This window comes from Moellerella wisconsensis ATCC 35017, assembly GCF_001294465.1.
In the GTDB taxonomy this organism is placed as follows: domain Bacteria; phylum Pseudomonadota; class Gammaproteobacteria; order Enterobacterales; family Enterobacteriaceae; genus Moellerella; species Moellerella wisconsensis.
In genome coordinates this window covers 1-24534 of record NZ_LGAA01000004.1, presented here as the reverse complement: position 1 = coordinate 24534, position 24534 = coordinate 1, and the positions used below count along the sequence as shown (strand labels likewise).

Annotated in this window: 41 protein-coding genes; 35 read left to right on the top strand and 6 right to left on the bottom strand. The window is 43.3% G+C overall.

Annotated elements, in window-relative coordinates:
- The first annotated feature begins 810 nt into the window (after window positions 1-810).
- The 30 genes from rpsJ (at window position 811) to M992_RS02310 (ending at window position 15309) form a co-directional block, all read left to right on the top strand.
- Window positions 811-1122 (top strand): 30S ribosomal protein S10, encoded by a 312-nt coding sequence (gene rpsJ / locus M992_RS02450; protein WP_001181005.1) that lies wholly within the window; start codon window positions 811-813, stop codon window positions 1120-1122.
- A gap of 29 nt (window positions 1123-1151) precedes the next feature.
- Complete coding sequence (gene rplC, locus M992_RS02445; protein WP_047254595.1) at window positions 1152-1781, top strand: 50S ribosomal protein L3; 630 nt, start codon at window positions 1152-1154, stop codon at window positions 1779-1781.
- A gap of 16 nt (window positions 1782-1797) precedes the next feature.
- Complete coding sequence (rplD, locus tag M992_RS02440; protein WP_047254594.1) at window positions 1798-2403, top strand: 50S ribosomal protein L4; 606 nt, start codon at window positions 1798-1800, stop codon at window positions 2401-2403.
- Window positions 2400-2702, top strand: a complete 303-nt coding sequence (gene rplW, locus M992_RS02435; protein ID WP_008913881.1) for a 50S ribosomal protein L23 — start codon at window positions 2400-2402, stop codon at window positions 2700-2702. Before rplD ends, rplW begins: the two co-directional genes overlap by 4 nt.
- Window positions 2703-2721: 19 nt before the next feature.
- The gene (gene rplB / locus M992_RS02430; protein WP_053907182.1) at window positions 2722-3546 is read left to right on the top strand and encodes a 50S ribosomal protein L2; all 825 of its coding nucleotides are present in this window, start codon (window positions 2722-2724) and stop codon (window positions 3544-3546) included.
- 14 nt (window positions 3547-3560) lie between these two features.
- Window positions 3561-3839 carry a 30S ribosomal protein S19 gene (rpsS, locus tag M992_RS02425; protein ID WP_026823176.1) on the top strand — a complete coding sequence of 93 codons (279 nt, stop codon included), beginning with the start codon at window positions 3561-3563 and terminating at the stop codon, window positions 3837-3839.
- A gap of 14 nt (window positions 3840-3853) precedes the next feature.
- Window positions 3854-4186, top strand: a complete 333-nt coding sequence (rplV, locus tag M992_RS02420; RefSeq protein WP_047254592.1) for a 50S ribosomal protein L22 — start codon at window positions 3854-3856, stop codon at window positions 4184-4186.
- 17 nt (window positions 4187-4203) lie between these two features.
- Complete coding sequence (gene rpsC / locus M992_RS02415) at window positions 4204-4905, top strand: 30S ribosomal protein S3 (RefSeq protein WP_047254591.1); 702 nt, start codon at window positions 4204-4206, stop codon at window positions 4903-4905.
- A 12-nt stretch (window positions 4906-4917) separates the two neighbouring features.
- Window positions 4918-5328, top strand: coding sequence for a 50S ribosomal protein L16 (gene rplP / locus M992_RS02410; protein ID WP_047254590.1), 411 nt, complete (start codon window positions 4918-4920; stop codon window positions 5326-5328).
- Window positions 5328-5519, top strand: a complete 192-nt coding sequence (rpmC, locus tag M992_RS02405; RefSeq protein ID WP_000644742.1) for a 50S ribosomal protein L29 — start codon at window positions 5328-5330, stop codon at window positions 5517-5519. The genes rplP and rpmC overlap by 1 nt, the downstream gene beginning before the upstream one ends.
- Window positions 5519-5773: a 30S ribosomal protein S17 gene (gene rpsQ, locus M992_RS02400; RefSeq protein WP_047254589.1), complete on the top strand. Its 255-nt coding sequence runs from the start codon at window positions 5519-5521 to the stop codon at window positions 5771-5773. Before rpmC ends, rpsQ begins: the two co-directional genes overlap by 1 nt.
- Before the next feature lie 175 nt (window positions 5774-5948).
- Window positions 5949-6320: a 50S ribosomal protein L14 gene (gene rplN / locus M992_RS02395; RefSeq protein WP_047254588.1), complete on the top strand. Its 372-nt coding sequence runs from the start codon at window positions 5949-5951 to the stop codon at window positions 6318-6320.
- Window positions 6321-6330: 10 nt separating this feature from the next.
- Window positions 6331-6645: a 50S ribosomal protein L24 gene (gene rplX, locus M992_RS02390; RefSeq protein ID WP_047254587.1), complete on the top strand. Its 315-nt coding sequence runs from the start codon at window positions 6331-6333 to the stop codon at window positions 6643-6645.
- Window positions 6646-6660: 15 nt separating this feature from the next.
- The gene (gene rplE, locus M992_RS02385; protein ID WP_047254586.1) at window positions 6661-7200 is read left to right on the top strand and encodes a 50S ribosomal protein L5; all 540 of its coding nucleotides are present in this window, start codon (window positions 6661-6663) and stop codon (window positions 7198-7200) included.
- Between the two features lie 12 nt (window positions 7201-7212).
- Window positions 7213-7518 (top strand): 30S ribosomal protein S14, encoded by a 306-nt coding sequence (gene rpsN, locus M992_RS02380; RefSeq protein WP_047254585.1) that lies wholly within the window; start codon window positions 7213-7215, stop codon window positions 7516-7518.
- Between the two features lie 32 nt (window positions 7519-7550).
- Window positions 7551-7943 carry a 30S ribosomal protein S8 gene (gene rpsH, locus M992_RS02375; RefSeq protein WP_047254584.1) on the top strand — a complete coding sequence of 131 codons (393 nt, stop codon included), beginning with the start codon at window positions 7551-7553 and terminating at the stop codon, window positions 7941-7943.
- Window positions 7944-7957: 14 nt separating this feature from the next.
- Window positions 7958-8491, top strand: coding sequence for a 50S ribosomal protein L6 (gene rplF, locus M992_RS02370; protein ID WP_047254583.1), 534 nt, complete (start codon window positions 7958-7960; stop codon window positions 8489-8491).
- Between the two features lie 9 nt (window positions 8492-8500).
- Complete coding sequence (gene rplR / locus M992_RS02365) at window positions 8501-8854, top strand: 50S ribosomal protein L18 (protein ID WP_047254582.1); 354 nt, start codon at window positions 8501-8503, stop codon at window positions 8852-8854.
- 14 nt (window positions 8855-8868) lie between these two features.
- On the top strand, window positions 8869-9369 hold the full coding sequence (rpsE, locus tag M992_RS02360; protein WP_047254581.1) for a 30S ribosomal protein S5: 501 nt from the start codon (window positions 8869-8871) through the stop codon (window positions 9367-9369).
- A gap of 6 nt (window positions 9370-9375) precedes the next feature.
- Window positions 9376-9555, top strand: a complete 180-nt coding sequence (gene rpmD, locus M992_RS02355) for a 50S ribosomal protein L30 (RefSeq protein ID WP_047254580.1) — start codon at window positions 9376-9378, stop codon at window positions 9553-9555.
- 3 nt (window positions 9556-9558) lie between these two features.
- Window positions 9559-9993, top strand: a complete 435-nt coding sequence (gene rplO, locus M992_RS02350) for a 50S ribosomal protein L15 (protein WP_047254579.1) — start codon at window positions 9559-9561, stop codon at window positions 9991-9993.
- Between the two features lie 7 nt (window positions 9994-10000).
- Complete coding sequence (secY, locus tag M992_RS02345; protein ID WP_047254578.1) at window positions 10001-11326, top strand: preprotein translocase subunit SecY; 1326 nt, start codon at window positions 10001-10003, stop codon at window positions 11324-11326.
- Between the two features lie 50 nt (window positions 11327-11376).
- Entirely contained in the window at window positions 11377-11493 is a 117-nt protein-coding gene (gene rpmJ, locus M992_RS14625) for a 50S ribosomal protein L36 (protein WP_004265484.1), read from the top strand.
- A gap of 147 nt (window positions 11494-11640) precedes the next feature.
- Window positions 11641-11997 (top strand): 30S ribosomal protein S13, encoded by a 357-nt coding sequence (gene rpsM, locus M992_RS02340; RefSeq protein ID WP_053907181.1) that lies wholly within the window; start codon window positions 11641-11643, stop codon window positions 11995-11997.
- 16 nt (window positions 11998-12013) lie between these two features.
- Window positions 12014-12403 carry a 30S ribosomal protein S11 gene (gene rpsK / locus M992_RS02335; protein WP_004388621.1) on the top strand — a complete coding sequence of 130 codons (390 nt, stop codon included), beginning with the start codon at window positions 12014-12016 and terminating at the stop codon, window positions 12401-12403.
- Between the two features lie 34 nt (window positions 12404-12437).
- Complete coding sequence (rpsD, locus tag M992_RS02330; protein WP_047254576.1) at window positions 12438-13058, top strand: 30S ribosomal protein S4; 621 nt, start codon at window positions 12438-12440, stop codon at window positions 13056-13058.
- 25 nt (window positions 13059-13083) lie between these two features.
- Window positions 13084-14073: a DNA-directed RNA polymerase subunit alpha gene (locus M992_RS02325; protein WP_047254575.1), complete on the top strand. Its 990-nt coding sequence runs from the start codon at window positions 13084-13086 to the stop codon at window positions 14071-14073.
- 37 nt (window positions 14074-14110) lie between these two features.
- Window positions 14111-14497 (top strand): 50S ribosomal protein L17, encoded by a 387-nt coding sequence (gene rplQ / locus M992_RS02320; protein WP_047254574.1) that lies wholly within the window; start codon window positions 14111-14113, stop codon window positions 14495-14497.
- Between the two features lie 146 nt (window positions 14498-14643).
- Window positions 14644-15057: a Zn(2+)-responsive transcriptional regulator gene (gene zntR / locus M992_RS02315; RefSeq protein ID WP_047254573.1), complete on the top strand. Its 414-nt coding sequence runs from the start codon at window positions 14644-14646 to the stop codon at window positions 15055-15057.
- Between the two features lie 51 nt (window positions 15058-15108).
- Window positions 15109-15309 (top strand): alternative ribosome-rescue factor A, encoded by a 201-nt coding sequence (locus M992_RS02310; RefSeq protein ID WP_053907180.1) that lies wholly within the window; start codon window positions 15109-15111, stop codon window positions 15307-15309.
- Between the two features lie 5 nt (window positions 15310-15314).
- Here M992_RS02310 and mscL read toward each other — a convergent pair whose 3' ends face one another.
- From mscL to def, 5 genes are all read right to left on the bottom strand, one after another.
- Window positions 15315-15725 carry a large-conductance mechanosensitive channel protein MscL gene (gene mscL, locus M992_RS02305; protein WP_053907179.1) on the bottom strand — a complete coding sequence of 137 codons (411 nt, stop codon included), beginning with the start codon at window positions 15723-15725 and terminating at the stop codon, window positions 15315-15317.
- 104 nt (window positions 15726-15829) lie between these two features.
- Window positions 15830-17206, bottom strand: coding sequence for a Trk system potassium transporter TrkA (gene trkA / locus M992_RS02300; protein ID WP_053907178.1), 1377 nt, complete (start codon window positions 17204-17206; stop codon window positions 15830-15832).
- Between the two features lie 46 nt (window positions 17207-17252).
- A complete protein-coding gene (gene rsmB, locus M992_RS02295; protein ID WP_053907177.1) occupies window positions 17253-18536 on the bottom strand; it encodes a 16S rRNA (cytosine(967)-C(5))-methyltransferase RsmB in 1284 nt (427 codons plus the stop codon).
- A gap of 74 nt (window positions 18537-18610) precedes the next feature.
- Window positions 18611-19558 carry a methionyl-tRNA formyltransferase gene (fmt, locus tag M992_RS02290; RefSeq protein ID WP_053907176.1) on the bottom strand — a complete coding sequence of 316 codons (948 nt, stop codon included), beginning with the start codon at window positions 19556-19558 and terminating at the stop codon, window positions 18611-18613.
- A gap of 40 nt (window positions 19559-19598) precedes the next feature.
- The gene (def, locus tag M992_RS02285; RefSeq protein WP_047254567.1) at window positions 19599-20120 is read right to left on the bottom strand and encodes a peptide deformylase; all 522 of its coding nucleotides are present in this window, start codon (window positions 20118-20120) and stop codon (window positions 19599-19601) included.
- Between the two features lie 280 nt (window positions 20121-20400).
- Here def and dprA point away from each other — a divergent pair, with 280 nt between their 5' ends.
- The 5 genes from dprA to M992_RS02260 are packed head-to-tail and all read left to right on the top strand — an operon-like array spanning window position 20401 to window position 23732.
- Complete coding sequence (gene dprA, locus M992_RS02280; protein ID WP_053907175.1) at window positions 20401-21507, top strand: DNA-processing protein DprA; 1107 nt, start codon at window positions 20401-20403, stop codon at window positions 21505-21507.
- Window positions 21508-21524: 17 nt separating this feature from the next.
- On the top strand, window positions 21525-22070 hold the full coding sequence (locus M992_RS02275) for a DNA topoisomerase family protein (RefSeq protein WP_047254565.1): 546 nt from the start codon (window positions 21525-21527) through the stop codon (window positions 22068-22070).
- A 4-nt stretch (window positions 22071-22074) separates the two neighbouring features.
- Window positions 22075-22644, top strand: coding sequence for an L-threonylcarbamoyladenylate synthase type 1 TsaC (tsaC, locus tag M992_RS02270; protein WP_053907174.1), 570 nt, complete (start codon window positions 22075-22077; stop codon window positions 22642-22644).
- Window positions 22645-22650: 6 nt separating this feature from the next.
- Window positions 22651-23469, top strand: a complete 819-nt coding sequence (gene aroE / locus M992_RS02265; protein ID WP_053907173.1) for a shikimate dehydrogenase — start codon at window positions 22651-22653, stop codon at window positions 23467-23469.
- A complete protein-coding gene (locus M992_RS02260; RefSeq protein WP_053907172.1) occupies window positions 23466-23732 on the top strand; it encodes a DUF1488 family protein in 267 nt (88 codons plus the stop codon). Before aroE ends, M992_RS02260 begins: the two co-directional genes overlap by 4 nt.
- Here the strand turns inward: M992_RS02260 and M992_RS02255 are convergent.
- Window positions 23702-24253: a gamma carbonic anhydrase family protein gene (locus M992_RS02255; protein ID WP_053907183.1), complete on the bottom strand. Its 552-nt coding sequence runs from the start codon at window positions 24251-24253 to the stop codon at window positions 23702-23704. The two genes, M992_RS02260 and M992_RS02255, sit on opposite strands and share 31 nt — an antisense overlap.
- Window positions 24254-24534: the final 281 nt, after the last annotated feature.

Here is a 24534-nt window from a genome sequence, read left to right as displayed (position 1 = left end):
TTAGTTAGATTTGAAAAAGAGGCGTTTACGCCTCTTTTTTTATCTGTTAACACGACTATATTGAAAAATAATAGTTAGAATTTTTACTTTTTTATTGATGTTGCTAAAAATCAGCGAAAATATTAAGTTCCCAGTTCCCAGTTCCCAGTTCCCAGTTCCCAGTTCCCAGTTCCCAGTTCCCAGTTCCCAGTTCCCAGTTCCCAGCTTTCAACTGCCAGCCCTTTCTTCTATTTATTACGTAAATTTATCTTTTTGATATCTAGTTCTTGATTTCAGTATTTAGATTCGTGATGGGTTTTTTTCATATTTAAAATTTAAGAAATAACTCTTCCCCTGATTTTAAACAATTTTAGGTTTTCTAATGAGTTACTATTCATCTTATTTGTCTAATTTTGATAGGGATACAACAATAAGAAGGATAATTCGTTCTTTGAGATATAACTCTATTGATAGAATAATAGGTTAAAAATAACCGCTTTAACATTATGATTAATAAAGTAACTAAACTAAAATTGAGTAATTATTTTTGAAGTAAAAATTAATAATGAATAGATGCAAATATTATTGAACATATTTTCCTCGGCGGCTTGCACTCAAGCAAAAAACACGTATAATACGCGGGCTTGCTGATTAGATAATTTTGATTTATTCAGATATTAGCAATTCAGCATTGAGTCAGCGATTTGCTGCTCATTTAGACAATACTCCCGATTTGGGAGTTACATAAAGAACGATTACACTCTCCCATCAATCGAAATGGGTACGAGGAGTAATCATTTTACGTTTATAAATAGTTGGAGCTCTGGTCTCATGCAGAACCAAAGAATCCGTATCCGCCTGAAAGCCTTTGATCATCGTTTAATCGATCAATCAACTGCGGAAATCGTCGAGACTGCAAAGCGCACTGGTGCGCAAGTCCGTGGTCCGATCCCGCTGCCGACTCGTAAAGAGCGTTTTACCGTTCTGATCTCTCCGCACGTTAATAAAGATGCGCGTGATCAGTACGAAATTCGTACTCACAAGCGTCTGGTTGACATCGTTGAGCCAACCGAGAAAACCGTTGATGCTCTGATGCGTCTGGATCTGGCTGCCGGTGTTGACGTGCAGATCAGCCTGGGTTAATCAGGTCGAACGATTGAGAGGTTGAAACAATGATTGGTTTAGTCGGTAAGAAAGTGGGAATGACTCGTATCTTCACTGAAGATGGTGTCTCTATCCCTGTAACTGTTATCGAAATTGAAAATAACCACGTTACTCAGGTTAAAACTGCAGAAACTGATGGTTATCATGCAATTCAGGTTACTACTGGTAGCAAAAAAGCTAACCGTGTAACTAAACCTGAAGCAGGTCATTTCGCTAAAGCTGGCGTTGAAGCTGGCCGTATCCTGCGTGAATTCCGTTTGGATGACACAGCTGAATACTCAGTAGGTCAAAGCATTAGCGTTGAAATTTTCGCTGACGTTAAAAAAGTCGACGTTACTGGTACATCTAAAGGTAAAGGTTTTGCTGGTACAGTAAAACGTTGGAACTTCCGTACCCAAGATGCTACTCACGGTAACTCCTTGTCTCACCGTGTTCCGGGTTCTATTGGTCAAAACCAGACTCCGGGCCGTGTGTTTAAAGGCAAGAAAATGGCAGGTCAATTAGGTAACGAACGTGTAACTGTTCAGAGCCTAGATGTTGTGCGTGTAGACGCAGAACGTAACCTGCTGCTGGTCAAAGGTGCTGTTCCAGGTGCAACTGGTAGCAACTTGATCGTAAAACCAGCTGTTAAGGCTTAACGTCGAGGAGATAGGAATGGAATTGGTAATGAAAGACGCGCAAAGCGCGCTGACTGTTTCCGAAACTACCTTCGGGCGTGATTTCAATGAAGCGCTTGTGCATCAAGTAGTTGTTGCGTATGCAGCTGGTGCTCGTCAAGGTACACGTGCTCAGAAAACTCGTGCTGAAGTTTCTGGTTCAGGCAAAAAACCGTGGCGTCAAAAAGGTACTGGCCGTGCGCGTGCTGGTTCTGTTAAGAGCCCAATCTGGCGCTCTGGTGGTGTAACTTTTGCAGCGAAGCCACAGGACCACAGTCAAAAAGTTAATAAGAAGATGTACCGTGGAGCTTTAAAAAGCATCCTATCTGAATTGGTACGTCAAGATCGTCTGATCGTTGTCGAGAAGTTCTCTGTTGAAGCACCTAAAACTAAGTTGCTGGCACAGAAACTGAAAGATATGGCTCTGGAAGACGTGCTGATCATCACCGGTGAAGTTGACGAGAATTTATTCCTCGCAGCTCGCAACCTGTATAAGGTTGACGTCCGTGATGCCGCTGGTATCGATCCAGTTAGCCTGATCGCCTTCGACAAAGTGGTTATGACTGCTGAAGCTGTGAAGCAAGTTGAGGAGATGCTGGCATGATCCGTGAAGAACGTCTGCTAAAAGTACTGCGCGCGCCGCATGTATCTGAAAAAGCTTCTACAGCGATGGAAAAAACAAATACCATCGTTCTCAAAGTTGCGAAAGACGCGACTAAAGCAGAAATTAAAGCTGCTGTGCAGAAACTGTTTGAAGTCGAAGTTGAAGGTGTTAACACTTTGCTGGTTAAAGGCAAAACTAAACGCCACGGTCAGCGTTTTGGTCGTCGTAGCGACTGGAAAAAAGCTTACGTAACCCTGAAGGAAGGCCAAAACTTGGACTTCATCGGTGGTGCTGAGTAAGTCGGAGGAGTAAAGAACAATGGCAATTGTTAAATGTAAACCTACGTCTCCGGGCCGTCGCCACGTAGTTAAAGTGGTTAACCCAGAGCTGCATAAGGGTAAGCCTTATGCTCCGTTGCTTGAAAAAAGCAGCAAATCCGGTGGTCGTAACAACAATGGTCGTATTACCACTCGTCACATTGGTGGTGGCCATAAGCAACATTATCGTTTAGTTGACTTTAAACGCAACAAAGATGGTATTGCTGCAGTTGTTGAACGTTTGGAATATGATCCAAACCGTTCAGCGAATATCGCACTGGTTCTATATAAAGACGGTGAACGTCGTTATATTTTGGCACCAAAAGGCCTGAAAGCAGGTGATCAAATCCAATCTGGAGTTGATGCTGCAATCAAAGCTGGTAATACGTTGCCAATGCGTAACATCCCAGTTGGTTCAACTGTGCATAACATTGAACTGAAACCTGGTAAAGGTGGACAACTGGCTCGTTCAGCAGGTACATATGCTCAAATCGTTGCTCGTGACGGTGCTTATGTTACTCTGCGTCTGCGTTCTGGTGAAATGCGTAAAGTTCTGGCTGATTGCCGTGCAACTTTAGGTGAAGTTGGTAATGCTGAGCATATGCTGCGCGTACTAGGTAAAGCTGGTGCAAGCCGCTGGCGTGGTATTCGTCCTACCGTTCGTGGTACGGCGATGAACCCAGTAGACCATCCACATGGTGGTGGTGAAGGTCGTAACTTTGGTAAACACCCTGTAACACCTTGGGGCGTTCAGACTAAAGGTAAGAAGACCCGTAGCAACAAGCGTACCGATCAATATATCGTACGTCACCGTTCTAAAAAATAATTAGAGGATAAACCATGCCACGTTCTCTCAAGAAAGGTCCATTTATAGACCTGCACTTGCTGAAGAAGGTAGAGAAAGCGGTGGAAAGCGGCGACAAAAAGCCTCTCAAGACTTGGTCCCGTCGTTCAACGATCTTTCCTAACATGATCGGTTTGACCATCGCTGTCCATAATGGTCGTCAGCACGTTCCTGTTTATGTCACCGACGAAATGGTTGGTCATAAATTGGGCGAGTTCGCACCGACTCGTACTTATCGCGGCCACGCGGCTGATAAGAAAGCTAAAAAACGTTAAGGTAGGAGGAAGAGATGGAAACTATCGCTATGCATCGCCACGCTCGTTCTTCTGCCCAGAAGGTACGCCTAGTGGCTGACCTGATCCGCGGTAAGAAAGTGTCGCAAGCTCTGGAAATTCTGGCTTATACCAACAAGAAAGCTGCTGGTTTAGTTAAGAAAGTACTTGAGTCTGCTATTGCTAACGCAGAGCAAAACGATGGCGCTGACATTGATGACCTGAAAGTGACAAAGATTTTTGTCGATGAAGGTCCAACCATGAAACGCATCATGCCTCGTGCGAAAGGCCGTGCAGATCGTATTCTTAAGCGCACCAGCCACATTACTGTGGTTGTGTCCGATCGCTGAGACTCTGGAGACTAGCAATGGGTCAGAAAGTACATCCTAATGGTATTCGCCTGGGTATTGTCAAACCTTGGAACTCTACTTGGTATGCGAATACTAAAGAATTCGCTGACAACCTAGACAGCGATTTTAAAGTTCGCCAGTACTTGACCAAAGAACTGGCTAAAGCGTCAATTTCACGCATCGTGATCGAACGTCCTGCAAAAAGCATTCGTGTAACTATTCACACTGCTCGCCCAGGTATTGTTATCGGTAAGAAAGGTGAAGACGTTGAAAAACTGCGTAAAAACGTAGCGAAAATCGCTGGCGTTCCTGCGCAGATTAATATTGCCGAAGTCCGTAAACCGGAACTGGACGCTAAATTGGTTGCTGATAGCATCACTTCACAGCTGGAACGTCGTGTTATGTTCCGTCGTGCTATGAAGCGTGCAGTACAGAACGCAATGCGTCTTGGCGCTAAAGGTATTAAAGTTGAAGTTAGCGGTCGTTTAGGCGGCGCTGAAATCGCTCGTACTGAGTGGTATCGTGAAGGCCGTGTGCCTCTGCACACATTACGTGCTGACATCGATTATAATACAGCTGAAGCGCACACCACTTACGGTGTACTCGGCGTTAAGGTATGGATCTTCAAAGGTGAGATTCTGGGTGGTATGGCTGCTGTTGAACAGGCGGAAAAACCGGCTGCGCAACCTAAAAAGCAGCAGCGTAAAGGCCGCAAGTAAGGAGAGTCGCTGATGTTACAACCAAAGCGTACGAAATTCCGCAAAGTGCACAAAGGCCGCAACCGTGGTCTGGCAGCTGGCGCGGATGTTAGCTTCGGCACTTTCGGTCTTAAAGCTGTTGGCCGTGGTCGTCTGACTGCACGTCAGATCGAAGCGGCACGTCGTGCTATGACCCGTGCAGTTAAGCGTCAAGGTAAAATCTGGATCCGTGTATTCCCAGACAAACCAATCACAGAAAAGCCACTCGAAGTGCGTATGGGTAAAGGTAAAGGTAACGTAGAGTATTGGGTTGCCTTGATTCAGCCTGGTAAAGTCCTGTATGAAATGGACGGTGTTTCTGAAGAGCTGGCTCGTGAAGCATTCAAGCTGGCAGCAGCGAAACTGCCTATCAAAACCACCTTTGTAACTAAGACGGTGATGTAATGAAAGCTAAAGAGCTGCGCGAAAAAAGCGTTGAAGAGCTGAACACTGAGCTGCTGAACCTGTTACGCGAACAATTTAATCTGCGTATGCAGGCAGCAAGTGGCCAGCTACAACAGTCTCACCTGTTGAAACAAGTGCGTCGTGATGTAGCACGTGTTAAGACTTTATTGACTGAGAAGGCGGGTGCGTAATGACCGATAAAATCCGTACTCTGCAAGGTCGTGTTGTTAGTGACAAAATGGAGAAATCTATTGTCGTTGCTATTGAACGTATGGTGAAACACCCTCTGTATGGTAAGTTCATCCGTCGTACAACCAAATTGCACGTACATGACGAGAACAATGAATGTGGAATCGGTGATGTCGTAGAAATTCGTCAGACCCGTCCACTGTCCAAAACTAAGTCTTGGGCATTAGTTCGAGTTGTAGAAAAAGCGATTCTGTAATAGGATAGGCTTTCTCGATAAATAAACGGCTCTATATTGTTCGAGCCGTTTATTTTTTCTGTCCATATGGTTGTTGTGGTGTTATAATGCCGCGCCCTCGTAATATGGGTATATTGAACGGCCTCTTCATCCTGAAGCAGGCTCAGTAGTAGTTGACATTTAGCGGAGCACTAAAATGATCCAAGAACAGACTATGCTGAACGTGGCCGACAACTCCGGTGCACGTCGCGTAATGTGTATCAAGGTTCTAGGTGGATCGCACCGTCGCTACGCAGATGTAGGTGACGTCATTAAAATTACCGTGAAAGAAGCAATTCCACGCGGTAAAGTTAAAAAAGGTGATGTCCTGAAAGCGGTAGTGGTGCGCACCAAGAAGGGTGTTCGTCGCCCTGACGGTTCTGTCATTCGCTTCGATGGCAATGCTTGTGTGTTGTTAAACAACACCAGCGAGCAAGTTATCGGTACGCGTATTTTTGGGCCGGTAACTCGTGAACTTCGTAACGAGAAGTTTATGAAAATTATCTCATTGGCACCAGAAGTACTCTAAGGAGCGGACAATGGCAGCGAAAATCCGTCGTGATGACGAAGTTGTCGTGCTAACCGGGAAAGATAAAGGTAAGCGCGGTAAAGTAAAACAGGTCCTTTCTTCTAGTAAAGTTATTGTTGAAGGTATCAACCTGGTTAAAAAACATCAGAAGCCAGTTCCTGCTCTGAGTCAACCAGGTGGCATCGTTGAAAAAGAAGCTGCAATTCAAGTTTCTAACGTTGCAATCTTCAACACGGCTACTGGCAAGGCTGACCGTGTAGGTTTTAGATTCGAAGACGGCAAAAAAGTCCGTTTCTTCAAGTCTAACAGCGAAACTATCAAGTAATTTTTGGAGTATACGATGGCGAAACTGCATGATTACTACAAAGACGAGGTAGTCCAACAACTGATGACTCAGTTTGGCTACAATTCTGTCATGCAAGTCCCTCGGGTCGAGAAGATCACCCTGAACATGGGTGTTGGTGAAGCAATTGCTGACAAAAAACTGCTGGATAACGCAGCAGCTGATTTAACAGCAATCTCAGGTCAAAAACCTTTGATCACCAAAGCACGCAAATCTGTTGCAGGCTTCAAAATCCGTCAGGGCTATCCGATCGGCTGTAAAGTGACCCTGCGTGGCGAACGTATGTGGGAGTTCCTTGAACGTCTGATTTCTATTGCTGTTCCACGTATTCGAGATTTCCGTGGTTTATCCGCTAAATCTTTCGATGGACGCGGTAACTACAGCATGGGCGTGCGTGAACAAATCATCTTCCCTGAAGTCGATTATGACAAAGTGGATCGTGTTCGTGGTTTAGATATTACTATCACCACAACCGCGAAATCAGATGACGAAGGTCGCGCATTGTTAGCTGCGTTTAACTTCCCGTTCCGTAAGTAAGGCAGGGTACTCATGGCTAAGAAATCTATGAAAGCACGTGATGTTAAACGTGCAAATCTAGCTGAGAAATTCTTCGCAAAACGCGTTGAACTGAAAGCTATCATCTCTGATGTTAATTCATCAGCTGAAGATCGTTGGAACGCTGTTCTCAAGCTGCAAACACTGCCACGTGATTCAAGTCCTTCTCGTCAGCGTAATCGCTGTCGTCAAACTGGGCGTCCGCACGGTTTTCTGCGGAAATTTGGTCTGAGCCGTATTAAAGTCCGTGAAGCCGCTATGCGCGGTGAAATCCCGGGCCTTAAAAAGGCTAGTTGGTAATATCACCATTTGAATCACGGGAGTAAAGACAGATGAGCATGCAAGATCCCATCGCGGATATGCTGACCCGTATCCGTAACGGTCAGGCCGCGAATAAAGTTGCGGTCACCATGCCTTCCTCCAAGCTGAAAGTGGCGATTGCCAAAGTGCTGAAGGAAGAAGGTTATATTGAAGATTTTAAAATCGAAGGCGACACTAAGCCTGAATTGGAAGTTACTCTGAAGTATTTCCAAGGTAAGTCTGTAGTTGAAAGCATTCAGCGTATTAGCCGTCCAAGTCTGCGCATCTATAAGAAAAAAGATGAGCTGCCACAAGTTATGGCTGGTTTAGGTATTGCTGTTGTTTCTACTTCTAAAGGTGTCATGACTGATCGTGCAGCTCGCCAAGCTGGTCTTGGTGGCGAGATTATCTGCTACGTAGCATAATTCGGGAGGAAAGAATGTCTCGTGTGGCAAAAGCACCCGTCGTCATTCCTGCCGGCGTAGAGGTAAAACTCAACGGTCAGGTTATTTCGATTAAGGGTAAAAACGGCGAGCTTACTCGTACTATCCATAAAGCTGTCGAAGTTAAACATGAAGACAACCATGTAACTTTCGCACCTCGCGATGGTTTTGCTGACGCATGGGCTCAAGCAGGAACTACACGTTCTCTGGTGAACTCAATGGTTGTTGGTGTTACCGAAGGCTTCAGTAAGAAGCTTCAACTGGTTGGTGTTGGTTACCGTGCAGCAATCAAAGGCAATGCAGTTAGCTTGTCTTTAGGTTTCTCGCATCCGGTTGAGCATGCATTGCCAGCAGGCATCACTGCAGAATGTCCAACACAAACTGAAATCGTACTGAAAGGTGCTGATAAGCAGGTGATTGGTCAGATCGCGGCAGAATTGCGTGCTTACCGTCGTCCTGAGCCTTATAAAGGTAAGGGTGTTCGTTACGCCGATGAAATCGTGCGTATCAAAGAGGCTAAGAAGAAGTAAGGTAACACTATGGATAAGAAAGCAGCTCGTATCCGTCGTGCGACCCGCGCACGCCGCAAGATCCAAGAGTTGGGTGCGACTCGCCTGGTGGTACACCGTACCCCTCGCCATATCTATGCGCAGGTTATCGCACCGAACGGTTCTGACACTTTGGTAGCAGCTTCGACAATTGAAAAAGCTATCATTGAGCAAGTGAAATACACTGGAAACAAAGATGCAGCAGCAGCAGTTGGTAAAGCAATCGCTGAACGTGCACTGGAAAAAGGCATCAAAGTTGTTGCTTTTGACCGCTCTGGTTTCCAATATCATGGTAGAGTCCAGGCACTGGCAGATGCTGCCCGTGAAGCTGGCCTTCAGTTCTAAGGTAGAGGTGTAAGATGTCTCACATCGAGAAACAAGCTGGCGAACTGCAGGAAAAGCTGATCGCGGTAAACCGCGTAGCAAAAACCGTTAAAGGTGGCCGTATTTTCAGCTTTACAGCACTGACTGTAGTTGGTGATGGTAATGGTCGCGTTGGTTTTGGCTACGGCAAAGCACGCGAAGTTCCGGCAGCAATCCAGAAAGCGATGGAAAAAGCCCGTCGCAGTATGACAACCGTTGCATTAAACAACGGCACATTATTCCACCCAGTGAAAGGTGCGCACACCGGATCTCGCGTGTTCATGCAACCAGCTCACGAAGGTACCGGTATTATTGCCGGTGGTGCAATGCGTGCTGTGCTTGAAGTTGCGGGTGTTCGTAACGTACTGGCTAAAACCTATGGTTCCACGAACCCAATTAACGTTGTTCGTGCAACACTGGACGCTTTAGACAGCATGAAGTCTCCAGAAATGGTCGCAGCTAAGCGTGGTAAATCCGTCGAAGAAATTCTGGGGTAAGAAACCATGGCTAAGACTATTAAAATTACACAAGTTCGCAGTTCAATCGGCCGTTTGCCTAAACACAAGGCAACTCTGATCGGTTTAGGCCTGCGTCGTATTGGTCATACAGTAGAGCGCGAGGATACTCCTGCTGTACGTGGTATGATCAACTTGGTTTCCTACATGCTAAAAGTTGAGGAGTAACAGATGCGTTTAAATACTCTGTCTCCGGCTGAAGGTGCTAAGCACGCGCCTAAACGCGTAGGTCGTGGTATCGGTTCTGGCCTGGGTAAAACCGCTGGTCGTGGTCACAAAGGTCAGAACTCACGTTCTGGTGGTGGCGTACGTCGTGGTTTTGAAGGTGGCCAGATGCCTTTATATCGTCGTTTGCCAAAATTTGGCTTCACTTCACGCAAAGCTATGATCACTGCAGAGATTCGTCTGTCTGATTTTGCTTCTGTTGAAGGCGATGTTATTGATCTGAACGCACTTAAAGCCGCTAATGTAGTTGGCATTCAGATTGAATTCGCGAAAGTGATTCTGTCTGGCGAAGTTAATCGTGCAGTTACTGTACGTGGCCTTCGTGTTACTAAAGGCGCTCGCGCTGCAATTGAAGCTGCTGGCGGTAAAATTGAGGAATAAGTGACAGATGGCGAAACAACCAGGATTAGATTTTCAAAGTGCCAAGGGCGGCGTTGGTGAACTAAAACGCAGACTTTTGTTTGTTATTGGGGCGCTGATCGTTTTCCGAATTGGCTCTTTTATTCCTATCCCTGGTATTGATGCCACTGTGCTTGCCAAATTGCTCGAACAGCAACAAGGCACCATCATTGACATGTTTAACATGTTCTCTGGTGGTGCTCTTAGCCGTGCGTCTATCTTTGCTTTGGGTATTATGCCGTATATTTCGGCCTCTATCATTATCCAGTTATTGACGGTGGTTAATCCTCGTCTAGCAGAGATTAAGAAGGAAGGGGAAGCAGGACGTCGAAAAATTAGTCAGTACACCCGTTGGGGTACTCTCGTATTAGCAATTTTCCAATCTATCGGTATTGCTATGGGATTACCTAATATGCCGGGTATGCAAGGACTAGTTATTGATCCAGGTTTACCGTTCTACTTTACGGCTGTTGTCAGTTTAGTCACTGGGACAATGTTCCTGATGTGGCTAGGTGAACAGATAACTGAACGAGGTATCGGTAACGGTATTTCAATCATTATCTTCGCCGGTATTGTTGCAGGTCTTCCACCTGCGATTGGCAGTACCATCGAGCAAGCTCGGCAAGGCGATCTGCACTTCCTCCTGTTGCTGTTGATTGCAGTGTTAGTGTTCGCGGTTACTTTCTTTGTTGTTTTCATGGAACGTGGTCAACGTCGTATCGTCGTAAACTACGCTAAACGTCAACAAGGACGCCGTGTTTATGCGGCACAAAGTACACATTTACCGTTGAAAGTGAATATGGCGGGTGTAATTCCTGCAATTTTTGCTTCCAGTATTATACTATTCCCGGGTACAATAGCCTCTTGGTTCGGTGATGGGACAGGTTGGGATTGGCTGACTACGATTTCTATGTATTTACAGCCCGGTCAACCGCTCTATGTGTTACTTTATGCAACTGCTATCATATTCTTCTGTTTCTTCTATACGGCGTTGGTTTTCAACCCAAGAGAGACGGCAGATAACCTGAAGAAGTCCGGTGCATTTGTACCAGGAATTCGTCCGGGAGAGCAAACGGCCAAGTACATTGATAAAGTAATGACTCGCCTAACATTAGTTGGTGCGCTGTATATTACTTTCATCTGCCTAATCCCGGAGTTCATGCGTGATGCAATGAAAGTACCATTTTACTTTGGCGGTACTTCACTATTAATCGTAGTTGTTGTCATCATGGACTTTATGGCTCAAGTGCAAACTCTGATGATGTCAAGTCAGTACGAGTCTGCATTGAAGAAAGCAAATCTCAAAGGTAAGTAATCATTTATTGTGATGGTTACGGTTTGCTTGAGAAGTTACGGAGAGTAAAAATGAAAGTTCGTGCTTCCGTCAAGAAATTATGCCGTAACTGCAAAATTATCCGTCGCAATGGTAGCGTTCGTGTGATTTGCAGTGTTGAGCCAAGACATAAACAACGTCAAGGCTAAGAAAAAGCATTTTTTTCTTGCAAAGTTGGGTTGAGCTGGCTAAATTAGCCAGCCAATCTTTTTATCAAGAAGATGTATCAATGTTTGAGTATCCTGAAAACGGGCTTTTCAGAACTTTGATACAATACTTTATTTTAGGAGTGCATAGTGGCCCGTATAGCAGGCATTAACATTCCTGATCATAAACATACCGTAATCGCTTTAACTTCGATTTACGGCATTGGTAGAACTCGCTCACAGGCTATCTGTGCATCAGCGGGGATTGCTGAGAATGTTAAGATCAGTGAGCTGTCTGAAGAACAAATCGACACGCTACGTGACGAAGTTGCCAAATATGTTGTCGAAGGTGACCTGCGTCGTGAAGTTACCCTGAGCATCAAGCGTCTTATGGACCTTGCTTGCTATCGTGGTTTACGTCATCGTCGTGGTCTTCCGGTGCGCGGTCAGCGTACTAAGACTAATGCTCGTACCCGCAAGGGTCCGCGTAAGCCGATCAAGAAATAGTCGGGGTATTTGAATAATGGCAAAAGCACCTGTTCGTGCACGTAAACGTGTAAGAAAACAAGTCTCAGACGGTGTGGCTCATATCCATGCCTCTTTTAACAACACAATCGTTACTATTACTGATCGTCAGGGTAACGCATTAGGTTGGGCAACTGCCGGTGGTTCCGGTTTCCGTGGTTCTCGTAAATCAACTCCGTTCGCAGCTCAAGTTGCAGCTGAACGCTGTGCTGAAGCGGTTAAAGAGTACGGAATTAAGAACTTGGAAGTTATGGTTAAAGGACCTGGTCCTGGCCGTGAGTCAACTATCCGTGCGTTAAACGCGGCTGGTTTCCGCATCACTAACATTACTGATGTGACTCCGATTCCTCATAACGGTTGTCGACCACCGAAAAAACGCCGCGTTTAATACGTATCGTTTTTAGGATTGCTGGAGAGAGAAAATGGCAAGATATTTGGGTCCTAAGCTCAAGCTGAGCCGTCGCGAAGGTACCGACTTATTCCTTAAGTCTGGTGTTCGCGCGATTGACACCAAGTGTAAATTAGAACAAGCACCAGGCCAGCACGGCGCGCGTAAACCGCGTCTGTCTGACTACGGTGTGCAGTTACGTGAAAAACAAAAAGTTCGTCGTATGTTCGGTGTTCTGGAACGTCAATTCCGTAACTATTATAAAGAAGCAACTCGTCTGAAAGGCAACACAGGTGAAAACCTGCTGACTCTGCTGGAAGGTCGTTTAGATAACGTAGTTTACCGTATGGGCTTTGGCGCAACTCGCGCAGAAGCACGTCAAATGGTTAGCCATAAAGCGATCATGGTAAACGGTCACGTTGTCAACATCGCTTCTTATCAGGTTTCCCCGAATGACGTTATCAGCGTTCGTGAAAAAGCAAAAAAACAGTCTCGTATTAAGGCTGCTTTAGAGCTGGCTGAACAGCGTGAAAAGCCAACTTGGCTGGAAGTTGATGCTGCGAAAATGGAAGGTGTGTTCAAACGTATCCCTGAACGTACTGACCTATCTGCTGACATTAACGAACACCTGATCGTCGAGCTTTACTCTAAGTAAAGCTTAGCACCAAAGAGAGGACACAATGCAGGGTTCTGTGACAGAGTTTCTAAAACCGCGCCTGGTAGATATCGAGCAAATCAGTTCGACGCACGCCAAGGTGACCCTTGAACCATTAGAGCGTGGCTTCGGTCATACTCTTGGTAACGCACTGCGCCGTATTCTGCTTTCGTCTATGCCGGGTTGTGCGGTGACTGAGGTTGAGATTGATGGTGTACTGCATGAGTACAGCACCAAAGAAGGTGTACAGGAAGACATCCTGGAGATTCTCCTCAACCTGAAAGGGCTGGCGGTAAGAGTTCAGGGCAAAGATGAAGTTATTCTTACCTTGAATAAGTCTGGCATTGGCCCTGTGACTGCAGCCGACATCATCCATGATGGTGATGTCGAAATCGTCAAGCCTCAGCACATCATCTGCCATTTAACTGACGAAAGCGCTTCTATTAGTATGCGTATTAAAGTTCAGCGTGGTCGTGGATATGTGCCGGCTTCTACCCGAATTCATTCGGAAGAAGATGAGCGCCCTATCGGTCGTTTATTAGTTGATGCGTGTTATAGCCCAGTAGAGCGTATAGCCTACAATGTGGAAGCAGCGCGTGTTGAACAACGTACTGATTTGGATAAGCTAGTTATTGAAATGGAAACTAACGGTACAATCGATCCTGAAGAGGCGATTCGTCGTGCAGCGACCATTCTGGCTGAACAACTTGAAGCTTTTGTTGATTTACGTGATGTACGTCAACCAGAAGTTAAAGAAGAGAAACCAGAGTTCGATCCTATCTTATTGCGCCCAGTTGACGATCTGGAATTGACTGTCCGCTCTGCTAACTGCCTTAAAGCAGAAGCTATCCACTACATCGGTGATCTGGTGCAGCGTACTGAAGTTGAGTTGCTTAAAACGCCTAATCTTGGTAAGAAATCTCTTACTGAAATTAAGGATGTCTTGGCATCTCGTGGACTGTCTCTGGGCATGCGCCTAGAAAACTGGCCACCGGCAAGTATCGCTGACGAATAAGGTCACAGGTTAAGGTTTTACTGAGAAGGATAAGGTCATGCGCCATCGTAAGAGTGGTCGTCAATTGAACCGCAACAGCAGCCACCGCCAAGCTATGTTCCGTAACATGGCAGGTTCTTTAGTTCGTCATGAAATCATCAAGACGACTTTGCCAAAAGCGAAAGAACTGCGTCGCGTCGTTGAGCCGCTGATTACTCTTGCCAAGACCGACAGCGTAGCTAATCGTCGTCTGGCATTCGCCCGTACTCGTGATAACGAGATCGTGGCAAAATTATTTAATGAACTGGGACCTCGTTTTGCGAGCCGTGCCGGTGGTTACACTCGCATTCTTAAGTGTGGCTTCCGTACCGGTGATAACGCGCCGATGGCCTACATCGAGCTCGTTGATCGTGCCGTTGAGTCTCAGGAAGTAGTAGCAGAGTAATCTGTGTACTGACAAAAAAACCGGGTATTTACCCGGTTTTTTTGTATTTAAAATCTAGTCTTAATTCATATCTATTTTTCAGTCTTTTTTACCCATTTTATTTGTTATTATCTTTTTCACCCTCATATCATGTACGGGAGTGATCTATGTACAAAATTGGACAATTAGCCAAGTTAGCTAATGTAACCCCTGATACTATTCGCTTCTATGAAAAACAGGGGCTGATGGGGCATCAAATTCGAACTGAAGGTGGATACCGATTATTCACTGAACAAGATTTACAACGATTGCGTTTTATTCGTTATGCTAAACAGCTAGGATTCACCTTAGAAACAATTACTGAATTGCTATCTATTCGTGTAGATCCCGCGCATCATACTTGCCAAGAATCAAAGCAAATTGTTGATGAGCGCCTGGCTGACGTTGAGTCAAAGATTCAAGAATTGACGATTATGCGCGATTCATTAAAAATGTTGAGCGCCGCGTGTTGTGGCGATGAACATGCAACGACTTACTGTTCCATTTTAGAAACTCTGGAGAAAGGTGCAGCGAGCAAGTAAAATTATAGAATTATATTTATAAAATGATAGAAACATTAAGAGGATGTAGCCATGTCAAAATATCAGCACCAAAAAGGGATTATTCAGAAGAATGCGCTTGAAGCATTATTACATGATCCATTATTTAAACAGAGAATTGAGAAAAATAAGAAAGGAAAAGGAAGCTATCAAAGAAAAAGAAAATATTCTAAGGCGGGTAACTGGGAGGCCAGTGGTAATGGTTTTATCAATCTATTACCACTGGCTTTCTAAATTTATTATTTTTTGTTCTGCTCTTTCAGTAAATCACGAATTTCACTTAATAACAGTTCTTCTTTTGAAGGTGCCGGTGGTGCAGAAGGCGCTTCTTCTTTCTCACGGCGCATTTTGTTCATTAATTTGATGGCGCTGAAAATAGCCAATGCAACAATGACAAAATCAAAAACGGATTGAAGGAATACACCGTAATTTAATACAACAGCTGGTATTTCACCGTGTGCAGCGCGTAGTATTACGCTAAATTGTTTGAAATCCACACCACCTATCAATAAACCAAGTGGTGGCATAATGACATCGGCAACCAGTGAGGACACTATTTTACCGAAAGCAGCACCGATAATTACACCCACCGCCATATCAACAACATTGCCCTTCATGGCAAATTCACGAAACTCTTTTAAAAAACTCATAGTACCCCCATTAAATAAAGTGTTACAAAAAATTTACTAAACTATTAAATTATAAGCTCATCGTGCAATTAGCCGCAAATTATTCCTTTAGCTTTTATTCTTTTTTATAAAAAGAATGGGCTTGGTTGGAATAATTTCTCTACATCCGGCACATACTTTTTATCAGTAATAAACATAATTACGTGATCTCCTTGTTCTATCAAATGATAGTCACTTGCGATGATAACCTCATCTTCCCTAACAATCGCGCCAATGATCGTTCCGGGGGGAAGTTTGATATCTGATATTTTTTTACCCACCACTTTAGAGGTGTTTTCATCACCATGGGCAATGGCTTCGATAGCTTCGGCGACCCCTCGGCGTAATGATGAAACGCTGACAATATCGGCTTTTCTTACATGGCCTAGTAGCGCTGAAATTGTCGCTTGCTGTGGTGAAATGGCGATATCAATTACTCCGCCTTGTACTAATTCTACATATGCAGAACGTTGTATTAGCACCATCGCTTTTTTAGCCCCCATCTTTTTGGCTAGCATGGCGGACATAATATTGGCTTCATCGTCATTGGTTAATGCAATAAACACATCCATTTGTTCGATATGTTCTTCTGCCAGTAATTCTTGATCAGAGGCATCCCCATAGAACACAACTGTATCATGCAGTAATTCAGCCAATTCAGTCGCTCTGCGTTGATCTCGCTCGATTAGTTTTACGCTATAGTCTTTCTCTAAGCGCTTAGCTAATCCTGCACCGACATTACCGCCACCGACAATCATCATTCGTTTGTACGGTTTTTCTAATCGTTGCAGTTCACTCATTACTGCGCGAATATGTTGAGATGCAGCGACGAAAAATACTTCATCTCCAGCTTCAATAATCGTCGAGCCCTGTGGTCTAATCGGCCTATCCTGACGAAAAATAGCCACGACACGGGTGTCAATATGTGGCATGTGTTCTCGCAAACTGGATAACGCATTGCCGACAAGCGAGCCTCCATAGTATGCTTTTACTGCGACAATACTGACTTTTCCCTCGGCAAAATTAACTACTTGCAGCGCTCCAGGGTATTGAATGAGCTTATAAATATAGTCAATAACTAGCTGTTCTGGAGAGATGAGATAATCGATAGGAATATGTTCGGGTAAAAATAATTTATCAGCTTCTCGAATATATTCAGTTGCTCTGATACGAGCAATTTTATTCGGCGTATTAAAAAGAGAATAAGCTATTTGGCATGCGACCATATTGGTTTCATCAGAATTGGTAACAGCAATTAGCATATCCGCATCTTCAGCTCCTGCATCTCTTAATACTCTCGGATGAGAGCCATGCCCATTAACCACGCGCAGATCAAATTGATCTTGTAATTGGCGCAACCGATCGGCTGAAGTATCGACGACGGTAATATCGTTATTTTCATCGACTAAGTTTTCAGCAAGTGTTCCACCGACTTGCCCAGCCCCAAGAATAATGATCTTCATACCATATTCCTATCTCTAGTTATTCTCTGATAACAATACATTTATATTAGGCTTTTTTGGTTAATCGCGCGTAAAAGAATCCATCCCCACCCTCGATTTCAGGTAGGATCTGATGGCCTGCGACGGTGCCATCTGAGAGTAGGGCTTCCGGATGGCGCTCTAAAAATTGTAGGATCTGCTGGCTATTTTCATCGGGTAATATAGAGCAAGTCGCATAAACTAATGTTCCGCCAACGTTTAGTTTTGGCCAAATAGCGTCTAAAATTTCAGCTTGTAGTGTCACTAGTGTTGCTATGTCATCATTACGGCGCAGCCATTTTATATCTGGATGGCGGCGTATTACACCTGTTGCAGAGCACGGTGCATCGAGCAATATGCGATCAAATTTCTCATCTTTTGCCCATTTATCAGGTGTTCTTCCATCACCAACAATAATTTTCGCATGTAACTTTAGACGTTGAAGGTTTTCTTTTACCCGTTTTAGGCGTTGCTCATCAATATCGACGGCCAAAACATTGGCTGTTGGCGCAAGTTCTAAGATATGTGTAGTTTTTCCACCAGGAGCAGCACATAAATCCAGAATATATTCGTTTTCTTGTGGCGCGAGTAATTCAGCGCAGCCTTGTGCTGAAACATCTTGAACCGTAACCCAGCCTTCGTTGAATCCTGGTAATTTAGTGACCGCAGTAGGTTCGGCTAATCGTAATGCGCTAGGGTGTTCAGGATGTGGATAAGCTTTAATTTCTGCTTGTGTTAACAAAGATAAATAGTCAGCGGTTGAATGATGTAAAGAATTAACTCGCAACCACATTGGTGGTTTCTGATTATTTGCAGCAACGATGGCTTCCCAATGGTCAGGATAAGCCGTTTGGAGCCGGGCAAGTAACCAACTCGGGTGAAGATGATGACTCGCATTATTAACGACACGTTCTTCTAACTGTTCTTGCTGGCGTTGAAATGAACGTAATACACCATTTATTAATCCTTTTAACTGCGGTTTTTTTAACGCAGTTGCACCGTTGACTGTTTCTGCTAGAGCTGCATGGGCAGGAATACGAGTATAAGCTAGCTGATAAATTCCTACCATGAGTAAATAGTGTAATGTGCGTTGTTTGCCTGTCATTGGTTTTGCCATTAACTGACTAATATACCATTCGAGCTGGGGTAATACGCGCAGAACACCGAAGCATAATTCTTGCAAAAGGGATTTATCTTTATCACTGATATTACGTTGTAAATCGGGTAAAACGGTACTAAGAGATTGGCCTCGGTCGAGGACTTGACTAATTGCCTGAGCAGCGATACTGCGTAAATTATATGTGTTTTTCATAGATTGGAATGAGATATGTCTTTCATTAAATAAGAAACTGCCTGAAATTAGGCTCAGGCAGTTAGAATATGGGACTAATTGAGTTGCTGTCCTGGAATAAATGATCCTCGGCGGGAATTTAGGAGGTCTTGTGCATGCATCGGTTTTTTACCTGGCGGTTGTAATTGAAGAATATTCAATTGGCCATCACCAGTAGCGATACAAATTCCTTTTTTATCTGCTCGTAGGATAGTTCCTGCTGGTTGATTATGCGGCTCATTGATAACTTCAGCCTGCCAAACTTTAATTAACTGCTCATCTACTTCAAAGTAACTGATTGGCCACGGATTGAAGGCTCGAATACAACGTTCTATCTGCTCTGCTGGTAAGGACCAGTCAATTCTTGCTTCGTCTTTACTGAGTTTTTCTGCATAATTAGCTAACGTATCATCTTGTTTTTCTGGGGTCGCTTGGCCTGATGTGATGAGATTAAGCGTTTCTATCAGTGCATTGGGTCCAACTTCAGCCAGTTTTTCATATAAAGAAGCACTGGTATCTTGAGCCGAAATCGGCAAAATAGCTTTATGCAGCATATCACCGGTATCTAAACCAATATCCATTTGCATAATAGTCACTCCCGTTTGTGCATCTCCTGCCCAAATAGAGCGTTGGATTGGCGCTGCACCTCTCCAACGTGGAAGTAAAGACCCATGAACATTCAAGCATCCCAGACGGGGTAGATTAAGTACCGCCTCAGGTAAGATCATTCCATAGGCAACCACTATCATAATATCTGGATTTTGGTCAGCGACCCATTGCTGACTTTCTTCATTTCTGAGCGACGTAGGTTGAAAAACAGGAATTGCATTTTCTTCAGCCATTACTTTTACTGGGCTTGGAGTCAGTTTCTTCCCTCGACCAGCAGGTTTATCTTGCCGAGTTAATACCCCAACAACGTTATGATGAGTTTTTAATAAAGCAGCCAAATGTCTGGCAGCGAAATCCGGGGTTCCGGCAAAAATAATATTTAGCGGTTGTGACACGTTGCAAATTCCTGTTTGATGACTTTTACAGCTAGCGAAATTAGTTGGTTTTCGCTGTTTTAGCTCTTATACGATCAATTTTTTCTACTTTTTGGCGTATACGCTGACGCTTTAATGCTGATAAATAATCGACAAATAATTTACCCTCTAAATGATCCATTTCATGCTGAATACAAATAGCGAGGAGCCCATCGGCATCTAGTTCGAAAGATTCACCTTTCTCATTGAGTGCGCGTATTTTAACGAATTCAGCCCGAGGCACGAAGCCTCTTTGTTCTGGGATAGATAAACAGCCTTCTTCAATCCCTGTTTCGCCTGATTTTTCCAAGAGTTCAGGATTGATCAGAACCAGTCGTTGGTCGCGTGACTCTGAAACGTCAATTACAATGATACGCTGATGAATATCAACCTGTGTTGCGGCTAAACCGATGCCTTCTTCATCGTACATTGTTTCAAACATATCATTAACGATACGTTGGATTTCGGCATCAACTTTTTCAACCGGCTTGGCGACGGTGCGTAGGCGCTCGTCTGGATAATGTAATATATGTAATACTGACATAAATAATTTCGAACTGTATCCAAAATGTGAATGGGAATTAATGCCTATTCTAGACATTTCTCGGTTAGATTGACAGTATTGGTTATGATTTGTGCAAATCATAACTATACCCTCTAAATATCAAACAGTAAGAACTGTTTCTAGATGGTATTAATTGCTGAAAATGGCTATTAATGACTATCCTTTATAATAAGCTTAACGCAAGGTGAGCCGTTATCACTATATTTTATAGAGAATGATTCTTTTAGGGTAATTCCACCTACTGCGTCAGGATGACACTATGGATGTCTTGGAAATATGGCTACGAATGATGATGGTAAGCCGCTTACCATCGTTACAAGCACTAAAAGTGATTAATAGATTAATGATAGTAAAGAAAATTAATCACGCTAGCTTACTACAAGCTGGGCTTAATGAAAAACAAAGCTTACAGTATCTTCATCGCTCTGAAAAACAAATAACGAGCATATTTAAGTGGTTAGAAGACTGTCAGCACCATCTCCTCACGCTTGCTGATCCTAAATATCCATTTTTATTGAAGCAAATTCATCATCCTCCTCTTGTTTTGTTTGTTATGGGAAATATTGAGGTTCTTTCTACAGAGCAGGTAGCCTTGATTGGTAGTCGTAATGCAACTCATTATGGTATTTTTTGGGCCAAGAAATTTGTACGCACTTTTGTTGAACATAACCTTACCATTACCAGTGGTCTAGCTTTAGGTATTGATAGTATTGGTCATAAAATCGCATTAGAAAATAATGGTAAAACAATCGCCGTATTTGGGAGCGGTCTAGATTATATTTATCCTAAGCAGCATCAAGCGTTGGCGGAGCAGATTACTCAGCAAGGAGCCTTAGTTTCAGAATATGCACCAGATACACCACCATTAGCCAAAAACTTTCCTCGGCGTAATCGAATTATTAGCGGATTGAGTCGAGCTGTAGTGGTGATTGAAGCGAGTATGCTCAGTGGCTCATTAATTACGGCGAGATATGCCCTTGAACAAAATAGAGATCTTTTTACCCTTCCGGGGGCATTAGGCAATGAGCATTATCAAGGAAATCATTGGTTAATTCAGCAAGGTGCTTATCTTATGACGGATCCACAAGATCTACTTACGCATTTACAAAGTGAGTTGCAGTGGTTAATGCCGGAGCCATTATTTAATTCTGAGCCGCCATTAAATACGATATCGTCGTTAAATATGCCAGAGGCTGATATCATAGCTAGTGGCTTGATACATTTTATTGATTATCAGGTAACGGCAATAGACAGCATTGCCCAGCGTGCACAACAATCTGTCTCCGTCATATTACCGCAATTAATGGAACTCGAATTGGCCGGAAAAATTATTTCTGTTGCTGGTGGTTATATAAAGATTAATTGAATAATAAAGAGAGGATTATGTCGACACAATTGCCTTTTGCTACCGAGGGCGTAGAGCACTGCCCCGAATGCCATGCTAAATTGGTTATTCGTAATGGCCAACATGGTCCTTTTTTGGCGTGTTCAGCCTATCCCGAATGTCAATATACACGGCCTTTACGTCCAATCAATGATAGTCATATTATTAAAGTATTAGAGGGGCAAATCTGCCCGGCTTGTGGCCATGAGTTAGTTCTTAGGCAAGGGCGTTTTGGTATGTTTATCGGGTGTAGCCATTATCCTGAGTGTGAGCATACGGAATTGATCGATAAGCCGGATGAGACATCAGTCATCTGCCCTCAATGTAAAAAAGGGCATTTATTACAGCGTAAATCGAGATTTGGTAAGACATTTTATGCGTGTGATAGCTATCCTGAATGTCAGTTTATTATTAATAATAAACCGATATCTGGCGAGTGTATATTCTGCCAATATCCATTATTAATGGAAAAGAGAACCGCGCAGGGAGTAAAATTGTTTTGTGCCAGTAAACGTTGTGGTAAACCACAAAAAGATAATGAGTAAAACTATGACAAATCATGTAGCACCTGCAATAGATAAAATAATAGAACAATTAAATAATAGCCAAGTAATAGCGTATCCGACTGAAGCTGTGTTTGGTCTCGGTTGTGATCCGGATAATGAACAGGCGATCAACTCGCTTTTAGTTTTAAAAAATCGTTCATGGGAAAAAGGATTGATTCTAATTGCTGACAATTATGAACAACTTAGAAATTATATTGACGATAGCAAACTTAGTGAGCAGCAAAAGAATACGATGTTAGCTTCATGGCCAGGGCCAGTAACGTGGGTTGTGCCAGCTAAACTAACGACTTCAAAATTATTGACTGGAAAATTTGATACTTTAGCGATTCGCGTTACAGACCACCCATTAGTAAAAGAATTATGTCGCTCTTATGGTAAACCTTTGGTTTCGACTAGTGCAAATTTAAGTGGTTTAGAGCCTTGCCGTAATTATGATGAAGTCCTTGCACAATTTAAAGATTCGATTCCCATTTTAGAGGGGATTGTTGGCGGGCGACAGAATCCATCCGAAATACGCGATGTGCAAACCGGACAATTATATAGAAAAGGATAAGTTGTTATGGGTAATTTTGCGGTGTTTGGTAATCCTATCAATCATAGTAAATCTCCTTTTATTCATCAGCTATTTGCACAGCAAACAGGGTTATCTCATCAATATGGCGCGGTATTGGCGCCAATAGATGAGTTTGAGTCATGCTTAGCTATGTTTTTTATGGAAGGTGGTAAAGGGGCTAACATTACGCTTCCTTTTAAACAACGTGCTTATGTAGCTATGAATGAATTAACTGAGCGCGCACAAATTTGTGGGGCTGTAAATACCGTAATGCGGCTCGATGGTGAACGTTTGCTGGGAGATAATACTGATGGGGTGGGTTTATTGCTAGATTTACAACGCCTCAATTTTATTCATAAAAATAGTAATATCTTATTAATTGGCGCAGGTGGGGCGGCACGGGGTGCATTATTACCTTTGCTAGAATATGGGTGCCGTATCACACTGACAAATAGGACATTAAATAAAGCGGAGCAATTAGCTGCGGAATTCTATTCTATCGGTAATATAACCGCTCAATCAATTGAAAAACTAATTGAGCCGAAATTTGATTTAATTATTAATGCCACATCGTCGGGTATTAATGGTGATATACCTACACTTAATCCGAATGTATTAACCTCTAAAGTTGCTTGCTATGACATGTTTTATCAATCAGGATTAACGCCTTTTCTATCATTCGTTACTGAGCATCAGGTACAGCAAATATCTGATGGTTTAGGTATGCTGGTGGGGCAAGCTGCTTTCTCGTTCAAATTGTGGCACGGTATTTTGCCTGAAATCGACCCCGTATTATTGGCATTAAAGAAAGAGATTAATCGATGAATCAGGCAATACAATTTCCAGACAGTGAATATTGGGATAGTTCGGCGCGCAAGATAATTTTTCCTGTGCTGGTCAATGGAAGGGTTGCTGATTGTGTTATTACTGAAGAGCAACTGTATTCACGATTTGGTCATGATATCGATGCGCTTTCTGTATTCACTCATCATCGTTGGGATATTGAAGAAGAGTTTGAGGCCTTGATAAAACAAGGCCATGAAGATGAATTGGGTAATTACTTACTACAATCATCATCGCAAAGATAATTATCTTTCCAGCCAACGTAGTTATTTGATGACGATTTCAGATGTTCTTTTTCGGCGTCGGTTAAAGGTCTAATAGCTTTGGCTGGGCTGCCTAAATAAAGGAATCCACTCGGTAGGTATTTTCCTTGAGCGACTAAACTACCCGCACCAATAATAACATCGTCTTCAATAATCGCATTATCCAGAATAATGGATCCCATTCCAACGAGTACGCGGTTACCAATACGGCAGCCGTGTAACATAACTTTATGACCGACAGTAACGTCTTCGCCAATAATTAATGGATTGCCTTCAGGATTATTAGCAGATTTATGAGTGGTATGGAGAACCGAGCCATCTTGAATATTAGTTCTAGCACCTATGGATATATGATTTACATCACCCCGCAGCACGCTTAAAGGCCAAATACTGACATGTTCCGATAAACGTACATCGCCAATAATAATAGCCGATGGATCAATCATTACGTTTTCAGCAATAGAAGGCATGATACCCATATAAGAACGCAGATTACTTTTCATCATAGTTATAGTATCGATATATAAAATAAAGTGGATAGAAAAAGATTAGCAGATAAAAGAAACGAAATCGTGATTAAACAGAGAGAATATGATTTTCCTCTATATAAGCTATTAATAATATCTGTTGCAAACTTTAAGTTATTACTTCAAAACACTTAATTATTACCTTAACAGAACCAATATTGATGCAAAATACGGCATTTTGGTGAATATATATTCATTTGATAAATTATTTCAAAAAAACACTTGTGTAATTTTCTCAGCTCCCTATAATCCGCTGC